We start from the raw sequence: 17,951 nt of genomic DNA, 5'->3' as shown, positions 1-17,951 counted from the left end.
CGCACGGATATTTCCGCACAATCACTCTGAGGTGCTGGTCAGGCGGGTTGTTGGGGATTTCGCCGCAGTGTGCGTCAAATGCCTTGGGACGTAAAGAAACGGCGTTATGGCCGCCCGTATATTCGGCCGGTGAAAGGCCGGGCCGGAGGGCGGCAGCATAGGCCAAGCAAGCGATTGCCCGACCGTATGGACCCCCAGTAGCGTGGCGGACGACCAGTCGCTCCGCACGGAGGGAGTGCCATGCAGCCCTTCGCGGGCCGGGCGGCCGTGGCCGGGATCGGGATGACCCCCTTGACCAGGCAGTCCGGCCGCACCGAGCTGGAACTGGCGACCGAGGCGTGCCGGGCGGCCTGCGCGGACGCCGGCATCGCGCCGTCCGAGGTGGACGCCGTCCTCAGCTACCACCTGAACGACTCCGCGCCCGTCGTCCAGGTCGCCAGAGCCCTCGGCATCGACCGGCTCGGCTGGCACAACGACCTCGCGGGAGGCGGCACCCAGGCGGCCTCCATCCTCGGCGACGCGGCCATGCTCATCCACTGCGGCCTGGCCCGCAACCTCCTCGTCTACCGCGCGCTCAACGGCCGCTCGGGCAAGCGCATGAACACCGTCTCCACCGGCCCCCAGGAACGCTTCACCTACGGGATGGCCGGCCCCATCCCGATGTTCGCCCTGGCCGCCACCCGCTACCTGCACGACACCGGTCTCACCGCCGAGCACCTGCACGCCGTCGTCGCCCAGTCCAGGCAGAACGCCAAGACCAACCCGCGCGCCCTGCGCCGCGAGCCGCTCGAACTCGCCGACTACCTCTCCAGGCCGTACGTCTGCACCCCGCTGCGCACCGTCGACTGCTGCCAGGAGACCGACGGGGCGTGCGCGCTGCTGGTCAGCGGCGTGCTGGACGGGCCGCGCGTGCGAGCCGTGGTGCGCGGGGGCGGCCCCGGCTGCTCGGCGATGGACCGCGCGCCCGACGTCACGGCGATCTTCTCGGCGTACGTGGCGCCCATGCTCTGGGAGGCGTCCGGGCTGCGGCCGTCGGACGTGGACGTGGCGGTGCCGTACGACGCCTACTCGTGGCTGGTGCCCCGGCAACTGGAGGACTTCGGGCTGGTGACGCGCGGGGAGCTGGGGGCGTACCTGCTGGAGCGCCGCCACGCGTGGCTGAACCCGCACGGGGGGCTGCTGTCCGAGGGGTACGTGCACGGGCTCAACAACGTCGCCCAGGCCGTACGCGAGCTGCGGTCGGGCGGCGAGGTGGCCCTGGTGACGGGGTTCGGCGGCAGCTACGGAAGCGCGGCTTTGCTCGTACGGTGAAATGCCGCGGGTTCTTGAGACATGTGAGGGGTGTCCCAATCCCGCAACCGAGGAGGCCGACCATGGGAACCGCCCGTGGATGACGACCGGAAACACCGGTTCGAGGCCGTCTACAAGGAGACGTACGAGCACATACTCGGCTACGCCGTACGCCGCTGCGAGTCCCCCGAGGACGCGGCGGACGTGGTCGCCGAGACGTTCGCCATCGCCTGGCGCCGCTTCGACGCGCTCCCTGCCGGCCGCGAGGCCAGACTCTGGCTGTACGGCGTCGCCAGGAACGTGCTCGCCAACCACCGGCGCGGCCTGGCCAAGCACCGGCACGCGGAGCTCGACCAAGACGTCGCCGACCTGTACGCGCACTCGCCCGAGCGCAGCGTCGAGCTGAGCGCCATCGCACGCACCTTCCGCGAGCTGCCCGACGACGACCGCGAGCTGATCTCGCTCGTCGCCTGGGAGGGCCTGGACCCCGGAGAGATCGCCCGGGTCCTGGGCTGCTCGCGCAACGCGGCGCGCATCCGCCTCCATCGCGCCCGCAAGCGCCTGTCCAAAGCACTATCTAACGCCGGGATCACGGCCGACGGCTTCGCTGTGGAGTTCATATGAACGAGCTGAGCAACCTCGCCAGAGTCAGCGACGAGGAACTGTCGGGGCAGGCGTCCGGCGCGGGGGCGCGGGCCCTGTTCGAGGCGATCACCGCCGAGCAACCCCAGCCGGAGGCCGCCAGGCCGCGCCGCCTGCTGGCCGCCGTCGCCGCCGCAGCGGCGCTGGCCGCCGGCGTGACCGTCGTCAACCTGACAGGAGGCGCCACCGTGTCCTACGCCAGCGCCGAGCTGGACATCACGCAGGAAGGCGGCGCATGGGTGGCCCGGATCAAGGACCCCTACGCCGAGCACGAGAAGTACACCAAAGGGTTCGCGGCCGTCGGGCTGAACGTCCAGGTGCAGATCGTCCCCACCTCGCCGAGCCGCGCGGGGAAACTGCTCCAGCAGGGCGGGGGCTCCAGCGTCTGGACGGGAACCGAACCCGAGGCGTGCGAGGCGGGGCGGCCCGGCTGCACCCTGATCGTCAAGGTGCCCGTCGGCGCCGGCGGCGGGGCATGGGTCAAGTTCGGCCGCCTGGCCCGGGCGGGGGAGGCGTACGACCTGCCCGGGCGGGCCAACGCCGCGGGGGAGCCGCTGGAGGGGGTCAAGGTCAGCGGGCGGACCGTGGGAGAGCTGACCGCGGAGGCTCGGCGGCGGGGGGTGCGGACGGTCTTCCAGATCATCACGCCTGGTGAGAACTACGAGGGGTACTCCATTCGGGCCGGGCAGAGCTCCGCCGGGGTTCGGGACGACTGGTACGTGTGGGAGGCGGAGGCGGTGGCGGCCGATGTGGTGAGGCTGCTGGTCACCGAGAAGCGGCTGCCGAAGAACCCCGTCTATGGGGACACGGAGCCGCCGGTGGGGTGATGGCCAGTCGGGTGACGGGCGGTCGGGTGATAGGCGGTCGGGTGGCGGCCGGTGGGGTGATGGGCGGTGGGGCGCGGGGTGGTGAAGGTCGCGTGCAGCGCCTCCGCCTCCCCGGCGGGCAGCACCATCCGAGCGGCCAGCCAGGCCGCCGCCCCGGCCGCGTCACCCGCCGTCACGACCACCGCCGCCTCCGCCGCGCGACCCCCTGCCGAGCCCGCCAGCGCGCCGCCCCCCGCTGCGTCGCCCGCCACCGCCGCGTCGGCTGCTACCGCACCGCTCGCTGAGGGCGCGGTCGCTGTGTCGCCTATCGTCGGCGCGGCCCTGCTCGTCAGCAGCTCCGTGACGGCCTGCCGCACCGGCCCCTCGCTCGTCAGCACGCTCCCGGCGAGCACCACAGGCCCGGAGTCGTGCACGTCGCGCAAGGTCCCCACCAGCCGGGCAGCCGCCTCCCGCACGATCCCCACCGCCACCGGATCACCCCCCGCAGCCGCCCGGCTGACCAGCGGCGCCAGCTCGGCCAGCGCGAGCGGCGGGCGCGCGTAGACCGCCGCCGCCAGCCGCGCCACCGGATCCTCGCCCAGCCCCTCGGGCGCAAGGTGCCGCACAACAAGCCCCGCCAGCTCACCGCCCGCCACGCCATCGCCCGCCAGGGCACCGGATGTCACCCCACCGGATACCACCCCGGCGGCGAGGGCGCGGATGGTGGCGCGGGCGGCGGCGCGGCCGAGCCAGAAGCCTGACCCCTCGTCCCCGAGCTGCCACCCGAACCCATCGGCGATCGCAACGGTCCGATGCCCGATAATTTTTGCCGCGATGGCCCCCGTCCCCGAGATCAGCACACTCCCCGAAGCCGCCGCCGTACCAGCAGCGAAGGCAGTCACCAGATCCCCCACGGACGCGACAGGAACCCCCGGCAACACCTCGCGGAAGACCTGCTCGCAAAGCGCCGCACACGCCTCTGGACTCCCCGCCATACCCACCACCACCTGCACCGGAGCCACGTCGACCAGAGCCGCCCGCACGGCGGCCGTCAGGTTGGCGGCGGCGAGGTCCCGCCCCAGCGCCCCCGGATTCGCCCCGCCCGCACACCCCCGCCGCACGAGCTCGCCCGCCACGGTGAACAGCGCCGCCCGCGACGACGTCCCTCCCGCATCAACCCCAAGAACCATGCGCATGTCAAAAATTATTGCCCAACAGCCTTGACGACACCACTCTCTGAGCATAATTATCGCCGCGTGGAACTCCTCAACCGCATCAGAGCCGACCAGCACGACATGCCCGAAGCTCTGCGCAAGGTGGCCGACGCCATCCTCGAAGGCCCCGCAGAGGCCGCCCGGCTGACCATCGTCGACCTGGCCGAGCGGAGCGGGACGTCCACCGCCACCATCACCCGCTTCTGCCGCGCCCTGGGCTTCGCCGGCTACGCCGAGCTGCGCGTGGCCATCGCCACCGAGACCGGCCGGGTCGCGCAGCAGACCTGGGAGACCGACATCGGCCAGGAGATCCTGCCCGACGACAGCCTCGAACGGGTGCTGGGCGTCGTCTCCGGCAACGACATCCGCCTGATCCAGGAGACCCGCGACCAGCTCGACCTGGCCGTGGTGGAGAAGGTCGCCCAGGCGGTGGCCAGGGCCGGGCGGGTGCTGCTGTTCGGGGTGTCGAGCAGCGCCGCCGTCGCCAGCGAGATGGAGTACCGGCTGCAGCGCATGCGCGTGCCGACGTGGAGCAGGTCCGACGCCCACAGCGCGCTGACCGACGCGGCGCTGCTCGGGCAGGGCGACGTGGCCATCGGCATCTCCCACAGCGGCAGGACCCGCGAGGTCATCGAGGTGCTGGCGGAGGCGGGCAGCCACGGCGCGATCACCGTGGCCGTCACCTCGCAGCCGAAGTCGCCGCTGGCCGAGGTGGCCGAGCTGGTGCTCACCACGGCGAGCCGGGCCACGAGCTTCCGCTCCGAGGGGTTCGCCGCGATCCATTCGCAGCTGCTGGTGCTCGACGTCGTGTACGTGTCGGTCGCCCAGCGCACTTACGAACGCACGAAGCAGGCGTTCGACGTCACGGTGAGAGCGGTCGCCGGACACCGCTTGCCCGCCGGGGACTAAGCAGACTTCCCGGAAGGGGATGCATGACCATAAATCCGCAGGACTTCGCCGACCACATCGCCCACCTCGTCCGGACGATCCCGGAAGATCCGGAGATCACCCGCGCCGCCGACCTCTTCACCAAGGCGCTGACCGCCGGCGGCGTCATCCAGGCGTTCGGCTCCGGCCACTCCGAGGCCGTCGCGATGGAGATCGCCGGCCGGGCCGGCGGCCTCGTCCCCACCAACCGCCTCGCGCTCAGGGACATCGTCCTGTACGGCGACGCGCCCCGCTCCGAGCTGGACCGCTACGACCTCGAACGCGACCCGGCGATCGCCCGCACCATCCTCGACCTGGCTCCCGTCCAGCGGCACGACCTGTTCGTCATCATCTCCAACTCCGGCGTGAACGGCGTGGTCGTCGAGCTCGCCACCCTCGTCAAGGAGCGCGGTCACGACCTGATCGCGATCACCTCGCGCACTCACGGCGAAGCCGCCGCGTCCCGCCACCCCTCGGGCCGCAAGCTCGCCGACCTGGCCGACGTCGTGCTGGACAACCATGCCCCGTACGGCGACGCCGTCCTGTCCCTGCCCGACGGAGGCGCCACCGGGGCCGTCTCCACGATCACCTCGGCGCTGCTGGCCCAGCTCGTGGTCACGCAGACGGTACGCAACCTGCTCGAAGCCGGCGAGGTGCCGCCCGTCTACCTCTCGGCGAACGTCCCCGAGGGCGACGCGCACAACCTGCGCCTGGAGGCCCTGTACGCGGGCCGCATCCGCCGCGGCGCCTGACCTTCTCAAGCACCACCGTCCACGCCACTCGCTCTCTTTGGCATGCACACATTTCGGGGGCCGCACAACCCGCAAGGAGAACCCCACCCATGTCCCGAAATTTCGGAAAAATCCTCGTCTCCTTAGCCCTCCCCGCCATCCTCATCGCGGTGACCCTGATCGCCGCCCCGGCCAGCGCCGCCCAGGCCGTCCGCCTCCAGTACCGCACCAGCGCCCCCGGCGCCACCACCGCCCAGGCCGAGCCCTGGCTGCGCCTGTTCAACGACGGCACCACCACGATCCCCCTCGACCAGGTCAAGATCCGCTACTACCTCACCGGTACGGAGACCTACCGCTTCGCCTGCTCCTGGGCCGTGGTCGGCTGCTCCACGATCACCGGCAGATTCGCCCCGCAGGAGGGCGGCAAGCAGTACCTGGAGGTGGGCTTCACCTCGGGCAGCCTGAGCCCCGGCCAGAACACGAGCGACATGCAGCTCCGCTTCTACCGCGCCGACTGGCAGACGTTCACCCAGGGCGACGACTACTCCTACGGCGCGAACACCGCGTACACCAACTGGGACAAGATCACCGTCTACGTGAACGGTCAGCTCGCCTGGGGCAACCCCACGGGCACGGACCCCGACCCCGACCCCGACCCGACCGACCCGCCGGGTGGCGGCACCGGTGAGCTGTTCGACGACTTCACCTACTCAGGCCCGAACGACCCGCTCCTCGCCCAGCGCGGCTGGACCGTCCGCGCCAGCTCGGGCGGCCCCGGCGTGCCCGGCGCCACCTGGTCGCCGAACGCCGTCTCGTTCCCCGGCGGCCTGCTGACGCTCGACTCGTCCACGAACGGCACGGCCGCCGGCACCGTACAGACGGAGCTGTCCACCGCGAGCCGCAAGTTCCGCGAGGGCACGTACGCGGCCCGGGTCCGCTTCAGCGACGCCCCCACCGGCGGCCCGGACGGCGAGCACGTCGTGCAGACGTTCTTCACCATCACGCCGCTGCGCTACAACCTGGACCCCGACTACGGCGAGCTGGACTTCGAGTACCTGCCGAACGGCGGCTGGGGCGAGCCGTCGAACATCCTGTACGCGACGAGCTGGGAGACCTACCAGGGCGACCCGTGGCAGGCCGTCAACACCCACACCGAGGAGCGCACGAGCTTCGCCGGCTGGCACGACCTCGTCATCCAGGTCTCGGGTGGCCGGATCAAGTACTACGTGGACGGCCGCCTGTTCGCCGACCACGGTGACATCTACTATCCCGAGACCCCGATGTGGATCATGTTCAACCAGTGGTTCATCGATCTCCAGGGGGCCACGGGCACGCGTACGTACCGGCAGCAGGTCGACTACCTCTACCACAGCAAGAACGAGGCCGTCGCGCCCGCCACCGTCCTGAGCCGTGTCGCCGCGCTGCGCGCCGTCGGCACCGCGTTCAAGGACACCGTCCCCAACCAGTGACATCACCCCGCGCCCGCCTCGCGCGGGCGCGGGGGCACCCCCCGTGAAGAGGAACGTCATGAGACACCGCATCCTGGCCCTGGCGGCCGTGCTGGCGCTGAGCGCGTGCGGCACCCCGGCCGAGGAGCCCAAGGCGAGCGGCGGCCCGGCGAAGCTGACCGTCTGGATCATGGACGGCAGCGTCACCCAGGAGCTGCTGAAGAAGTTCGAGACCGAGTACGAGGCGGCGCACCAGGGCATCGACCTCGACATCCAGATCCAGGCCTGGGACGGCATCGGCGAGCGCGTCACCGCAGCCCTGGCCAGCACCGACGCCCCCGACGTGATCGAGGTGGGCAACACCCAGGTCGCCCAGTACTCGGCCAGCGGCGGCGTGACCGACCTGACCGCCAAGGTGGGCGAGCTGCAGGGCGCGGACTGGCTGCCGGGCCTGGCCCAGCCGGGCAACATCGACGGCAAGCAGTACGGCATCCCCTGGTACGCCGCCAACCGCGTGGTCGTCTACAACAAGGACCTGTTCGCCGACGCGGGCATCACACAGCCCCCGGCCACACGCGACGAATGGCTGGAGGTCACGAAAAAGCTCAACAAGGGCGGCAACCAGGGCATCTACCTGACCGGCCAGACCTGGTACGCCCTGGCCGGCTTCATCTGGGACGAGGGCGGCGACCTGGCGGTCCAGGAGGGCGGCAAGTGGAAGGGCGCCCTCGACACCCCGCAGGCCCTGGCCGGCATGGGTTTCTACAAGCAGCTCCAAGCCCTCGGCAAGGGCCCCAAGGACGCCGACGAGGCGAACCCGCCGCAGCACGAGGTGTTCGCGCAGGGCAAGGTCGCCCAGATCATCGCCGTCCCCGGCATCGCCGCCCGCGTCCTGGAGGTGGACGCCAAGCTCAAGGACAAGATGGGCTTCTTCCCCATCCCGGGCAAGACGGCCGACAAGCCGGGCACCGTCTTCACCGGCGGCTCCGACCTGATCATCCCGGCCGCCTCGCAGCGGCAGGAGGAGGCGTACGAGGTGGTCAAGGCCCTCGCCGGCGAGCAGTTCCAGACCGAGCTGGCCAAGGCCATGAGCTTCGTGCCGAACCGCACCTCGCTGGCCGGCGTGCTGGCCGGCGAGGAGGGCACCGCCGCCATGGCCAAGGGCGCCGCCAACGGCCGCGCCACCCCGAACACCCCGAACTGGGCCGCCGTCGAGGCCACGTCCGTCATCAAGCAGTACATGACGGCCGTCCTCACCGGCGCCGACCCGGCTGCGGAGGCCCAGAAGGTCTCGGAGACGATCACCACGACCCTGAACAGCGGATCCTGATGCGAGGTCGTTCCCCCTGGCCCTACCTGCTCATCGCGCCCACGGTGGCGGGCGGGGCCTTCCTCCTGCTCTACCCGCTGCTCAAGGCGGCGGTGATCTCGTTCCAGCACTTCCGCATGGGCGAGCTGATCAGAGGCGGGGCGGCGTTCGCCGGCCTGGAGAACTACGCCGAGCTGCTGTCCGGCGAGGAGTTCTGGCAGGTGCTGCTGCGCACCCTCGTCTGGACCGCGATCAACGTGGTGCTCATCGTCGGCCTCGCCACGGGCATCGCGCTCATGCTGCCCCGCCTGCGCCGCGGCCTGCGGCTCGCCCTGATGAGCGCACTCGCGCTGGCCTGGGCCACCCCGATCATCGCCGCCACCACCGTCTTCCAGTGGCTGTTCCAGTCGGAGCTGGGGGTGGTCAACTGGCTGCTGGTGACGCTCGGCCTCGACTCCTTCCGCGGCTACACCTGGTTCGCGGACGGCACGGCCACGTTCGCCGTCCTCGTCATCCTCGTCGTCTGGCAGTCGGTCCCGTTCGCCGCCCTCACCCTCTACGCCGGCCTCACCACCATCCCGGTGGAGCTGTTCGAGTCGGCCAGGATCGACGGCGGCACCGGCTGGCAGGTGTTCTGGAAGGTCACCTTCCCCATGCTCCGCCAGCTCTTCGCCCTCGTCGCCTCCCTGGAGGTGATCTGGGTGGCCAAGTGCTTCCCCCAGATCTGGGTGCTCAGCCAGGGCGGCCCGGACGGCGCCACGACCACCCTCCCGGTGTACGCGTTCAAGATCGCCCGAGTTCTGCACCGCTACGACCTCGGCTCCGCGGTCGCCATGCTCACGGTGCTCCTGCTCGCCATCGCCCTGATCAGCAACCTGCGCCGGATGGTCCGCTCATGAAGAGACTCCTCCTGAACGCCTCGGCCGTCGCCGTGCTCCTGGTGACGATCTTCCCGGTCTACTGGATGTTCCTGACCGCCTTCAAACCCACCCGCGACATTCAGTCCGACACCCCTGCCTTCTGGCCCGCCCACCCCACCTTCGACCACTTCGTCACGGCCGTGAACGCCGCCGGCTTCTGGACCTACTGGCGCAACAGCCTCCTCGTCACCGCCGCCGCCGTCCTCGCCGCCCTGCTCGTGGCCCTCATGGCGTCCTTCGCGGTCGCCCGCATGCGGTGGCGCGGGCGCGGCGCGTTCGTCGTGGCGGTCTTCGCCGCCCAGATGGCGCCCTGGGAGGCGCTGCTCGTCCCCGTCTTCATCATCGCCCGCGACACGGACCTCCTCGACTCGCTCGCCATGCTCAGCGGCGTCTACTTCATGATCACGCTGCCCTTCACCATCGTCACCCTGCGCGGCTTCCTGGCCGCCATCCCGCCCGAACTCGAAGAAGCCGCCCAAGTCGACGGCTGCAGCCGCCTCGCCGCCTTCCGCCGCGTCATCTTCCCGCTCCTCGCGCCGGGGCTGATGGCCACCTCGCTGTTCGGGTTCATCACGGCTTGGAACGAGTTCGCGTTCGTCAACGTGCTCATCATCAAGGACCAGGAGCAGCGGACGCTGCCGGTGTGGTTGTCGTCGTTCCGGGACGTCTTCGGCACCGACTGGGGCGCCACCATGGCCGCGGCCAGCCTCTTCGCCTTGCCGGTTCTGCTGTTGTTCCTCTTCCTGCAGCGGCACGTCGGGACGGGGATGACGGCGGGGGCGGTCAAGGGGTGAGCATGCCCTAGATCGCTGATGTGAATTTGGTTAGTGGTCATAGGCGGTCAGAGACCGTTTCACTGGTGCGTCGGTGTTCCAGTTGTGCCAGATTGCGGCGTTGAGGGCGAGGATGCGCTGGCTGATGCGTGCCCAGAGGCCGTCCGGGTGGCGGGCGTTGTGGCGTTCGAGGCCGAGCTGGTTCTTCAGTGTCCAGATGATCGCCTCGATGCGCTGGCGCAGCCAGCCGGGAAAGGGAAGGGCGCGTGCAGGCTCGTCTTCGCGGGTCGGCCGGATCAGGAGATGGCCCAGGTCGGCGGCGGCCTTCTCGATGCCGGCTCCGGCGAATCCCTTGTCGCACACGATCGGGCATGGCCCGCCGGCTATCGGGTGGACGTGCAGCAGGTGCAGGGCCTGCTTGCGTTCGTCGAGCTCTTTGGGGTGAGCCAGGCTGAAGCCGGTCACCGCGCCGTCAGCGGTGGTGATCAGCATCAGCTTGGCGCCCCAGTAGAAGGCGTGGTGGGACTTGTCCATGCCGTATCCGGCGATCTCGCCCAGGCTTGACCGGTTGACCGTGACCCGCGAGGCGCCGCAGCGGATCGGGGTGCCGTCCATCAGCCGCAACGGCTCGTGCCAGGTCGGGACCTGGCGGGCCAGCCACAACGCCGCCGCCGACATGGCCGGCCCCAGCGCACGCAGTTGCCGGTTGTACTGCGACTGGGACGGCAGTCTGGGGAACAGGTGCCCGATCCGGCCGGCCGCCATCCGCATCCAGCGGCGTTCGTCGTCACATCGCAGCAGCACTTGCGCCACTGCCACGACCACCGCCTCGGCCGGGGTCAGCACCGGCGGCCGGCCCCGCCCGCGAGGCCGGCCCTGCGAAGGCATCACGTGATCGTCCAGATGCACGTAGAGTGCGGTCAGAAGGGCGTCCAAGTCAGTCTTCACACACCGACCATGGACGCCCTTCGTCACGCCCGCAGCCGATCACCAAATTTCACATCAACGATCTAGGGTGCTCCGCATGGGCGAGTTCCTGGCGGTCTCCGCCTTCATGACCGAGGACGCCGACGCCGTACGGGCCGCCGCCGGCCGCTTCTTCGCGGCCCACTTCTGCCCGGCCGCCACACCCGCCGCCTCACCGGTGACCGACGACGACGTACTCCTCTTCCCGCCCGCGAACCGATGGACCGTGGTGATGTGGCCGCCCTACTTCGCGGACCTCGCCGCCGTGGAGCCCATCTCACGCGACCTCGAGGTGGTGGCGAGCACCGTACGCATCCACGACGGTGACTACTGGAGCCACGCGCTGGTGCGCGACGGCGTCACGGTGGATCGGTTCGCCTCCATGCCGGACTACTTCACCGACGACGCCCGGGAGATCGCTCGCCTCGCTGACAAGTACGCCGGGCGGGCCTCGGTGGTCGCCGAAGCGGTCGGCTGTCCCGTTGAGACGATCGCACCCTACTTCGCGGGCGGCGGCCGGGCCTTCGCCGAGGATGAGTTCGAGCTGGACGACCCATGGGTGTTCGTCGATTTCTGGGGGAGGATCGGCGTCCGGTATCCGGAGGATGTGTCGGCGTTTGCGGGGCGGCTTCGGCTGACGCCTGGGTGGCTGGACAAGCTTCCCAGCGGAGACGCCGAGCTCTAAACGAGTAAATTAAAAGGGTTAGTGGTGCGGCGGGGGCTATGCGCAGGCGCTTGTTGTACGGAACGTAGTGCAGTCGGGGGCCTCGGAGTGAATGCCGAGCAAGGCCTGGGCCACGGCTAGGGTGAGCAGTTCGGCGTCGGGCAGTTTCGACTTGCGTCCCAAGCCGCGGCCGGTGGTGGGCATGTTGTCAGGGGGCCGGCCACTAGTCTTTCTGACTGACGTAACTGCCGCGCCGAGCAACGGTGTAAATCCAGCCCTGCTCACGCAGCAGCGCTAAGCCGCGCCGCACTGTTTCACGTGCCGCGCCGTACTGCTTCGTCAGCGCCGCCTCGCCGGGTATTGGGCGCCGAGGGGCGTATTTGCCCGCTTTGATCTTCTCGGCGAGGTCCGTTGCGATCTGCTGGAAGAGCGGCACCCTGCGCTTTTTTCGCGGCGCTTCCCAGGGGAGGCCGACAAATGCGCCTTCGCCTCTGACGGTGTAGATGATCCCTTCTTTGCGTAGTACGTGGACTGCCCGCCTTGCGGTGGTTCTGGCTACCCCGAATTCCTGTTGAATCTCGGTCTCGCTCGGTATGGGGTGTCCGGCGGAGAGTTGGGCGACTTGAACCCGGAGGATGTCGGCGATCTGGATATAGATGTGGGTGTCGCCTTCGTAGTCGAGCACGTTGAAAATATAGGTCAAGGCGAGGGCAAGAGGGCTCGGTTTGTCTTAACAGGCGAGATGGTAACTACATGCAAATAAGAAGAAAGAACCAGTTGGCTATTAAATGTCAGCTCCGCGAAGCGGATCAATGTCAGGCCGAGACCCGCAAACCCCGAAGAGCCGGGTTACGCTGCTCGGCATGAGCAGCGCGGAGGACGTGCGCCAGGTCGTCGACCTGGCCGTCACCACCATGCGGCAAGGCGCCCCCGAGGCGTGGCAGGCCAAGGCGGGCAGCCTCGACTGGACGTGCTGGGAGACGGCCGAACACGTGGCCAACGTGCTGTTCAGCTACGCCCTGAGGTTCGGGCTGGCGAAGCCGCCGACGTCCGGCCGGGTGCCCTTCCGGATGCGTAGTGACAGGGACGACGGGCCGCCGACGATCTTCTCCGCCGATCCGGCGTCGGGGCCGGAAGGTCTGCTGACCATCCTGGAGGGGTGCGGCGGGCTGCTCGCGTCCGTCCGGCGGACGGCCGATCCGACGGTCGTGGCCTTTCACGGCTACGGCCCTTCGGACTCGGAGGGGTTCGCCGCGATGGGTGTCGTCGAGACTCTCGTGCACACCCATGACATCGCCCAAGGGCTAGGAGTGGAGTGGTCGCCGCCGAGTGAGCCGTGCGAGAAGGTGCTCGGCAGGCTCTTTCCGCACGTCAACGCGGATGGTGACGCCTGGGAGGTGTTGCTGTGGGCGACGGGACGCGCCGCCCTCCAGGATCGCCCGCGGCTCACCGAATGGCGCTGGTACAACCGATCATGAGAGCTCGCTCTCGAAGCGCTTGCGCAGCGCGTCCTTCTCGTCCTCAGGCAACCAGCACGCCTCCACCCCCGCCATCGCCATCGCACGCAACCGCTCGTCCGGCACCCCGACCTGCTCGGACAGGATCCGGTACTCGTTGGCCAGCGACGTCGGGAACATCCCCGGATCGTCAGAAGCCGGAATGACGTTCAGCCCCGCCTCCAGCATCGCCGCGATCGACGCCCGCCGCCACGGCCGCCAGGAGCGCCGCGAGGTGGTGGAGATGACGGTGAAAGGCACCTGCTCGTCCCTGAGCCGGGCGACGACCTCGTCGTCCTCCAGGACGAAGTAGCCGTGGTCGATCCGGTCGCAGCCGAGCAGGTCGAGGCAGGTGATGGTGTTGGCGGCGACGGGCGCGTGCTCGGAGGAGTGCGCGGTGCGGCGCAGCCCGGCGTCGCCGGCCAGCCGGAAGGCGGCTGCGAAGCGTTCGGGCGGCCCGGAGGTCTCCAGGTTGTCCAGGCCGATGCCGGCCACGTAGTCGTGGGGGTGGTCGACGACGGTGCGCACCCAGGAGAGGGCCTGCTCGGCGGTGCCGCTGCGGTCGATGGCGGCGATGAGCCTGCCGGACATGCCGAAGTCGCGCTCCGCCATCCGGATGCCTTCGGCGTAGGCCTCGACGACTGCGGCGTAGCCGAGCTTCTCCTGGTGCGGGGTCAGCGCGTCGAAGGAGACTTCGAGGTGCCTGGTGGCGCTGGTGCGGTGGGCGTCCTCGAACGCCTCGTACGTGATGCGGGTGAGGTCGTCGGCGTCGCGCAGCACCTGGAGCACCCAGGAGGAGACCTGGAACAGCGAGTAGGAGACCTCGGGCTCGTCCGCGCTCCTGCCCTGCGGCACGGGGACGCGGGTGTTCAGGTAGAGGGCCGGGTCGGGCGGCAGCGAGTTGACGTCCGCGTAGATGCGTTCCGGGGTGTCGGGCAGGTCGAGCCGCTCGCGTCTGGCGAGTTCGGCGAAGGTGGCGGCGCGCACGGTGCCGATGAGGTGGCAGTGCAGGTCGACCTTGGGCATCAGGTCGAGGTTCACTTGCCGGCCACCTCGCGGGTGAAGCGCTCGACCCAGGTGTTGCGGGTGTCGACGAGCTGGGCGGGGTCGAGGGTCTTGAACCCGGCGGCGACCGGGTCCTTGGCCGCCTCGCCGGTCACCTTGGCGACGTCCGCCGGGATCGTGGCCTTCGGGTTGGTGGGCAGGTCGCCGGCGGCCTCGGCCATGGCGGTCTGCGCCTCGGCCGACAGCAGGTAGTCGATGAACTTGGCCGCGCCCGGCTGGTTGCGCGCGCCCTTGGTGATCATCGCCCGGTTGGTGGCCATGTAGCGGCCCTTGGCGGGAGCGGTCCAGGCGATCGGCTCGCCGGAGGTGACGAGGTTGGTGGCGAAGCCGCTCAGCGCGTCGGCGGCGACGATCTCGCCCTGCGTCAGCAGGTTCGTGACCTCCGTGGAGGAGGTGTAGAACTGCAGGACGTTCGGCGCCCACCCGGCCAGGGTCTTCAGCGAGGCGTCGATGTCGTACGGGCCGCTGCCGTACGTCTCGCCCACCCCCGAGATCATGAGCTGCCCGGCGGTCACCGAGATGTCGGGCAGCGCGACCTTGCCCTTGTTGGCCGCGTCCGCGAACAGCTTCCAGTCGGCGGCCTGCTCCTGGGTGAGGCTCTTGGTGTTGTAGATGATCCCGTTGAGCTGGTGCGTGTACGCCGGCCCCTCGTAGGAGCCCTCGGTCGCGAACGGCGCCAGCTCCTTCATGTTAGGCACGTCGACCTTCTGGAAGAGGCCGTCCTTCTGGCCGAGCGCGGCGAAGTAGTCGGAGATGAGCACCACGTCGGCCTCAGGCTCGCCCTTGGCGAGCTTCAGCTTGGACAGGCGGTCGGAGTTGGAGCCGGTGTCCAGCTCGACCTTGATCCCGGTCTGCTTGGTGAACGGGGTGACGACCGCCTGCTCGAACTCCTTGACCCCGAAGGGGAAGGTGCTGACGACGATGGTCTGCTGGTCGGCCTGCTCCTGACCGGAGCCGGAGCCGGAGCATCCGGCTGCGGCGAGCACGGTCAGGGCAGCGGCCAGTACGGCACGGCGCGTGAGCATGGGGAGGTTCCTTCTTTCAGCGGGGGAGAGGGATCAGGTGGTCGTCGGGCGCGATCACCGTGACGCGCGATCCGGGCTGCGGGGCGGGCCCGCCGCGTACGTCGGCGAGCAGCCTGACGGTGGCGCCCGACGGGTCGGCCACGTCGAGCGAGACCAGCAGGTCGACGCCGCGGAAGGCGACGTCGGCCACCGTCCCCTCCAGGCCGTCGTCACCCTGCCCGGAGATGCGCAGGTGTTCGGGCCGGATGGTCAGCGGGGTGCCGTCGGCGGCGGTGAGGAAGTTCTCGTAGCCGAGGAACTCGGCGACGAAGCGGTCGGCGGGCCGGGGGAAGACCTGCGCGGGGGAGCCCTGCTGCACGATCCTGCCCTCGTTCATGATGACCATCTCGTCGGACATCTCCAGCGCCTCGTCCTGGTCGTGCGTGACGAGGATGACCGTCAGCTCGGTCTCCGCCTGGATGCGCCTGATCTCGGCCCGCATCTGCACGCGCAGCCGCGCGTCGAGGTTGGACAGCGGCTCGTCGAGCAGGAGCAGCCTGGGCTTGATCGCGATCGCCCGCGCCAGGGCGACGCGCTGCTGCTGCCCGCCGGAGAGCTTCTTGGGCTTGCGGTCGGCCAGGTGCGCGAGCCCGACCAGCTCCAGCGTCTCCATGACCCGCGTACGTCTCTGCGCCGACGGCACCTTGCGCAGCTTGAGCCCGTACCCGACGTTGTCGGCCACCGACATGTGCGGGAACAGCGCGTACGACTGGAAGACCATCCCCAGGTTCCGCTTCTCCGGCGGCGTGCGCGTGCTGTCGGTCCCGTCGATGCGGATCGTCCCCGACGTCGGGGTGGAGTAGCCCGCGATCATCCGCAGCGTGGTGGTCTTGCCGCAGCCGCTCGGCCCCAGCAGCGTCGTCAGCTTCCCGGACGGCACGGCGAGGTCGATCCCGTCCACGGCGGTGAAGGAGCCGAACCTCTGGGTGACGTCGATCAGCTCGGCGGCGGCGGTCATTGGTTGATCCCTCCGAAGATCTTGGCGAATCCGACCGTGCGCTCGGCGATCACGGCGATGACCACGGTGGCGGCCAGAATGAGGGTGGAGGCGGCGGCGACCATCGGGTCGTACGACTGCTGCACGTAGTCGAGCATCGTGACCGGCAGCGTCCGGAAGTCGCGGCCCTGCAGCAGGAGCGAGAGCGGCACGTTGTTGAAGGACGTGACGAGGCTGAGCAGCCCGGCGGAGAAGATCCCCGGCCGCAGGACGGGCAGCGTCACGTTGAAGAACGCGCGCAACGGCGAGGCGCCGAGCCCCCGGGCGGCCTCCTCCAGGCCGGGGTCGGCCAGCGCGAGCGAGGCGCCGGTCACGCGCACCGCGTACGGCAGCATCAGCGCGGTGTGCCCGACCAGCAGGGTGCTGAAGTTGTCCAGGTCCAGGCCGACCATGAGCTGCTGGAACAGCGCGAGGCCGACGACCAGCTCGGGCACGATGAGCGGCGACAGGAACAGCCCCTCGACCAGGCCCTTGCCGGGCAGTTTGCCCCGGTGGATCGCGAGCGTGGCGGGCACGCCGATCAGCAGCGCCAGCACGGTGGCGAGCAGGGCGAGCTCCAGGCTGGAGAGCGCGGCTTGCATGAACGGCTCGTAGCCGAGCGCCTCGCCGAACCAGCGCAGTGAGATCCCCTCGGGCGGGAACCGCAGCGTGCTGCCCGCCGTGAAGGCGGTGGCGACCACGAAGACGATCGGCACGATCATGATGACGTAGCCGATGACCGCGAGCGCCGCCGTGATCGGCCGCTTCATGAGGTGGCCCCTCTCCGCCCGATCAGCGAGGACAGCCCGGAGACCAGGAAGACCAGGACCGTCATGATGAGCGCCGTCGCCGAGGCGGAGGCCCAGTCGATCGTGGTGCTCGCGTAGTTGAACAGCTGCGTGGACAACATCCGCTGGCTGGACCCGCCGAGCAGGTACGGCGTCGTGTACGCGGTGACGGACCCGGCGAAGACCAGGGTGGCGGCGACGACGATGCCCGGCATGGTCAGCGGGATGACGACGTTCCACATCGTCTTGATCCGGCCGGCGCCGAGGCCGCGCGAGGCGTCGTCCAGGCCGGGATCGACCTGGGCGACGGCGGAGTAGCAGGAGATGATGGCCAGCGGCAGGAAGAGCTGGGTCAGACCGAGGACGATCGCCAGCTTGGTGTAGAGCAGTTGCGGTGCCACGTCGACGATCCCCAGCTCGACGAGCAGCCGGCCGAGCGCCCCCTTGGAGCCGAGGATGACGAGCCAGCCGAACGTGCGCACGACGTTGCTCAGCATCAGTGGGAAGATCGCCACTGCCAGGAAGACCCCGCTCCAGCGCGACGAGGAGCGGGCGAGCCAGTAGGCGATGGGAAAGCCGAGGACGACACAGATGACCGTGACAGCCAGGGCCAGCCCGACCGTGCGTCCGATCACCTCGAGATCGTAGGGATCCGTGAGCATCTCGCCCAGCCGCGCGAAGATCTCGCCGGTCTGTACGTCCGGCGGCGCGAAGAGCATCGCGGCGGAGGGGATGAGGAAGCCCGCGAGGAGAAGGACGAGACCGGGCACCAGCAGGAGGGCCGAGTTGCGGGAGATGTCGGCGTCCTTTCTCGGTGGCGTACGCTGAGTGGAACCGGTTGCGGAACCGGTTGCATCGCCCTGACCATAGAT

The 17,951-nt window shown here is 69.8% G+C and carries 19 protein-coding genes and 1 pseudogene; 11 read left to right on the top strand and 9 right to left on the bottom strand.

Annotated elements, in window-relative coordinates; translation table 11 throughout:
* Positions 1-240: 240 nt before the first annotated feature.
* The 3 genes from ABD331_RS27990 (at position 241) to ABD331_RS27980 (ending at position 2,759) form a co-directional block, all read left to right on the top strand.
* A complete protein-coding gene (locus tag ABD331_RS27990; RefSeq protein ID WP_344480700.1) occupies positions 241-1,311 on the top strand; it encodes a thiolase C-terminal domain-containing protein in 1,071 nt (356 codons plus the stop codon).
* Between the two features lie 75 nt (positions 1,312-1,386).
* On the top strand, positions 1,387-1,914 hold the full coding sequence (locus ABD331_RS27985; protein WP_344480698.1) for an RNA polymerase sigma factor: 528 nt from the start codon (positions 1,387-1,389) through the stop codon (positions 1,912-1,914).
* On the top strand, positions 1,911-2,759 hold the full coding sequence (locus ABD331_RS27980; protein ID WP_344480696.1) for a hypothetical protein: 849 nt from the start codon (positions 1,911-1,913) through the stop codon (positions 2,757-2,759). The genes ABD331_RS27985 and ABD331_RS27980 overlap by 4 nt, the downstream gene beginning before the upstream one ends.
* Here the strand turns inward: ABD331_RS27980 and ABD331_RS27975 are convergent.
* Entirely contained in the window at positions 2,729-3,934 is a 1,206-nt protein-coding gene (locus ABD331_RS27975; RefSeq protein WP_344480693.1) for an N-acetylglucosamine kinase, read from the bottom strand. The genes ABD331_RS27980 and ABD331_RS27975 overlap by 31 nt on opposite strands.
* 60 nt (positions 3,935-3,994) lie before the next feature.
* Here ABD331_RS27975 and ABD331_RS27970 point away from each other — a divergent pair, with 60 nt between their 5' ends.
* The 6 genes from ABD331_RS27970 to ABD331_RS27945 all read left to right on the top strand — a co-directional run bounded on the left by ABD331_RS27970 (position 3,995) and on the right by ABD331_RS27945 (position 10,081).
* Entirely contained in the window at positions 3,995-4,861 is an 867-nt protein-coding gene (locus tag ABD331_RS27970; RefSeq protein ID WP_344480691.1) for a MurR/RpiR family transcriptional regulator, read from the top strand.
* 23 nt (positions 4,862-4,884) lie between these two features.
* Positions 4,885-5,631: a sugar isomerase domain-containing protein gene (locus tag ABD331_RS27965; RefSeq protein WP_344480688.1), complete on the top strand. Its 747-nt coding sequence runs from the start codon at positions 4,885-4,887 to the stop codon at positions 5,629-5,631.
* A gap of 89 nt (positions 5,632-5,720) precedes the next feature.
* Positions 5,721-7,079, top strand: coding sequence for a cellulose binding domain-containing protein (locus ABD331_RS27960; protein WP_344480686.1), 1,359 nt, complete (start codon positions 5,721-5,723; stop codon positions 7,077-7,079).
* A 58-nt stretch (positions 7,080-7,137) separates the two neighbouring features.
* Positions 7,138-8,388, top strand: coding sequence for an extracellular solute-binding protein (locus ABD331_RS27955; protein WP_344480684.1), 1,251 nt, complete (start codon positions 7,138-7,140; stop codon positions 8,386-8,388).
* Positions 8,388-9,266, top strand: coding sequence for a carbohydrate ABC transporter permease (locus tag ABD331_RS27950; RefSeq protein ID WP_344480681.1), 879 nt, complete (start codon positions 8,388-8,390; stop codon positions 9,264-9,266). Before ABD331_RS27955 ends, ABD331_RS27950 begins: the two co-directional genes overlap by 1 nt.
* Positions 9,263-10,081 (top strand): carbohydrate ABC transporter permease, encoded by an 819-nt coding sequence (locus tag ABD331_RS27945; protein WP_344480679.1) that lies wholly within the window; start codon positions 9,263-9,265, stop codon positions 10,079-10,081. The genes ABD331_RS27950 and ABD331_RS27945 overlap by 4 nt, the downstream gene beginning before the upstream one ends.
* A gap of 30 nt (positions 10,082-10,111) precedes the next feature.
* On the opposite strand, the gene ABD331_RS27940 is transcribed toward ABD331_RS27945, so the two are convergent.
* Positions 10,112-11,008: a transposase gene (locus ABD331_RS27940; protein ID WP_425566061.1), complete on the bottom strand. Its 897-nt coding sequence runs from the start codon at positions 11,006-11,008 to the stop codon at positions 10,112-10,114.
* A gap of 76 nt (positions 11,009-11,084) precedes the next feature.
* On the opposite strand from ABD331_RS27940, the gene ABD331_RS27935 reads away from it, so the two are divergent.
* Entirely contained in the window at positions 11,085-11,711 is a 627-nt protein-coding gene (locus tag ABD331_RS27935) for a hypothetical protein (protein WP_344480675.1), read from the top strand.
* A gap of 81 nt (positions 11,712-11,792) precedes the next feature.
* Here the strand turns inward: ABD331_RS27935 and ABD331_RS61025 are convergent.
* Positions 11,793-11,894 (bottom strand): annotated as a pseudogene (locus tag ABD331_RS61025) (IS982 family transposase); the annotation flags it as partial.
* 19 nt (positions 11,895-11,913) lie between these two features.
* Entirely contained in the window at positions 11,914-12,375 is a 462-nt protein-coding gene (locus ABD331_RS27930; protein ID WP_344480673.1) for a GntR family transcriptional regulator, read from the bottom strand.
* A 178-nt stretch (positions 12,376-12,553) separates the two neighbouring features.
* Here ABD331_RS27930 and ABD331_RS27925 point away from each other — a divergent pair, with 178 nt between their 5' ends.
* Positions 12,554-13,168 (top strand): hypothetical protein, encoded by a 615-nt coding sequence (locus ABD331_RS27925; RefSeq protein WP_344480670.1) that lies wholly within the window; start codon positions 12,554-12,556, stop codon positions 13,166-13,168.
* On the opposite strand, the gene ABD331_RS27920 is transcribed toward ABD331_RS27925, so the two are convergent.
* From ABD331_RS27920 to ABD331_RS27900, 5 genes are read right to left on the bottom strand one after another with little or no spacing between them, the layout of a single operon-like run.
* The gene (locus ABD331_RS27920) at positions 13,163-14,227 is read right to left on the bottom strand and encodes an adenosine deaminase family protein (protein ID WP_344480667.1); all 1,065 of its coding nucleotides are present in this window, start codon (positions 14,225-14,227) and stop codon (positions 13,163-13,165) included. The two genes, ABD331_RS27925 and ABD331_RS27920, sit on opposite strands and share 6 nt — an antisense overlap.
* Positions 14,224-15,276, bottom strand: a complete 1,053-nt coding sequence (locus ABD331_RS27915) for an ABC transporter substrate-binding protein (protein WP_344480664.1) — start codon at positions 15,274-15,276, stop codon at positions 14,224-14,226. Before ABD331_RS27915 ends, ABD331_RS27920 begins: the two co-directional genes overlap by 4 nt.
* Before the next feature lie 16 nt (positions 15,277-15,292).
* Positions 15,293-16,273, bottom strand: a complete 981-nt coding sequence (locus ABD331_RS27910) for an ABC transporter ATP-binding protein (protein ID WP_344480661.1) — start codon at positions 16,271-16,273, stop codon at positions 15,293-15,295.
* Entirely contained in the window at positions 16,270-17,061 is a 792-nt protein-coding gene (locus tag ABD331_RS27905; protein WP_344480658.1) for an ABC transporter permease, read from the bottom strand. Before ABD331_RS27905 ends, ABD331_RS27910 begins: the two co-directional genes overlap by 4 nt.
* On the bottom strand, positions 17,058-17,849 hold the full coding sequence (locus ABD331_RS27900; RefSeq protein ID WP_344480653.1) for an ABC transporter permease: 792 nt from the start codon (positions 17,847-17,849) through the stop codon (positions 17,058-17,060). The genes ABD331_RS27905 and ABD331_RS27900 overlap by 4 nt, the downstream gene beginning before the upstream one ends.
* Between the last annotated feature and the right edge of the window lie 102 nt (positions 17,850-17,951).

Source organism: Nonomuraea monospora, from assembly GCF_039531895.1.
In the GTDB taxonomy this organism is placed as follows: Bacteria; Actinomycetota; Actinomycetes; order Streptosporangiales; family Streptosporangiaceae; genus Nonomuraea; species Nonomuraea monospora.
Note: the sequence above shows the minus strand (reverse complement) of the source record. Positions and strands in the feature narration are given on the sequence as shown.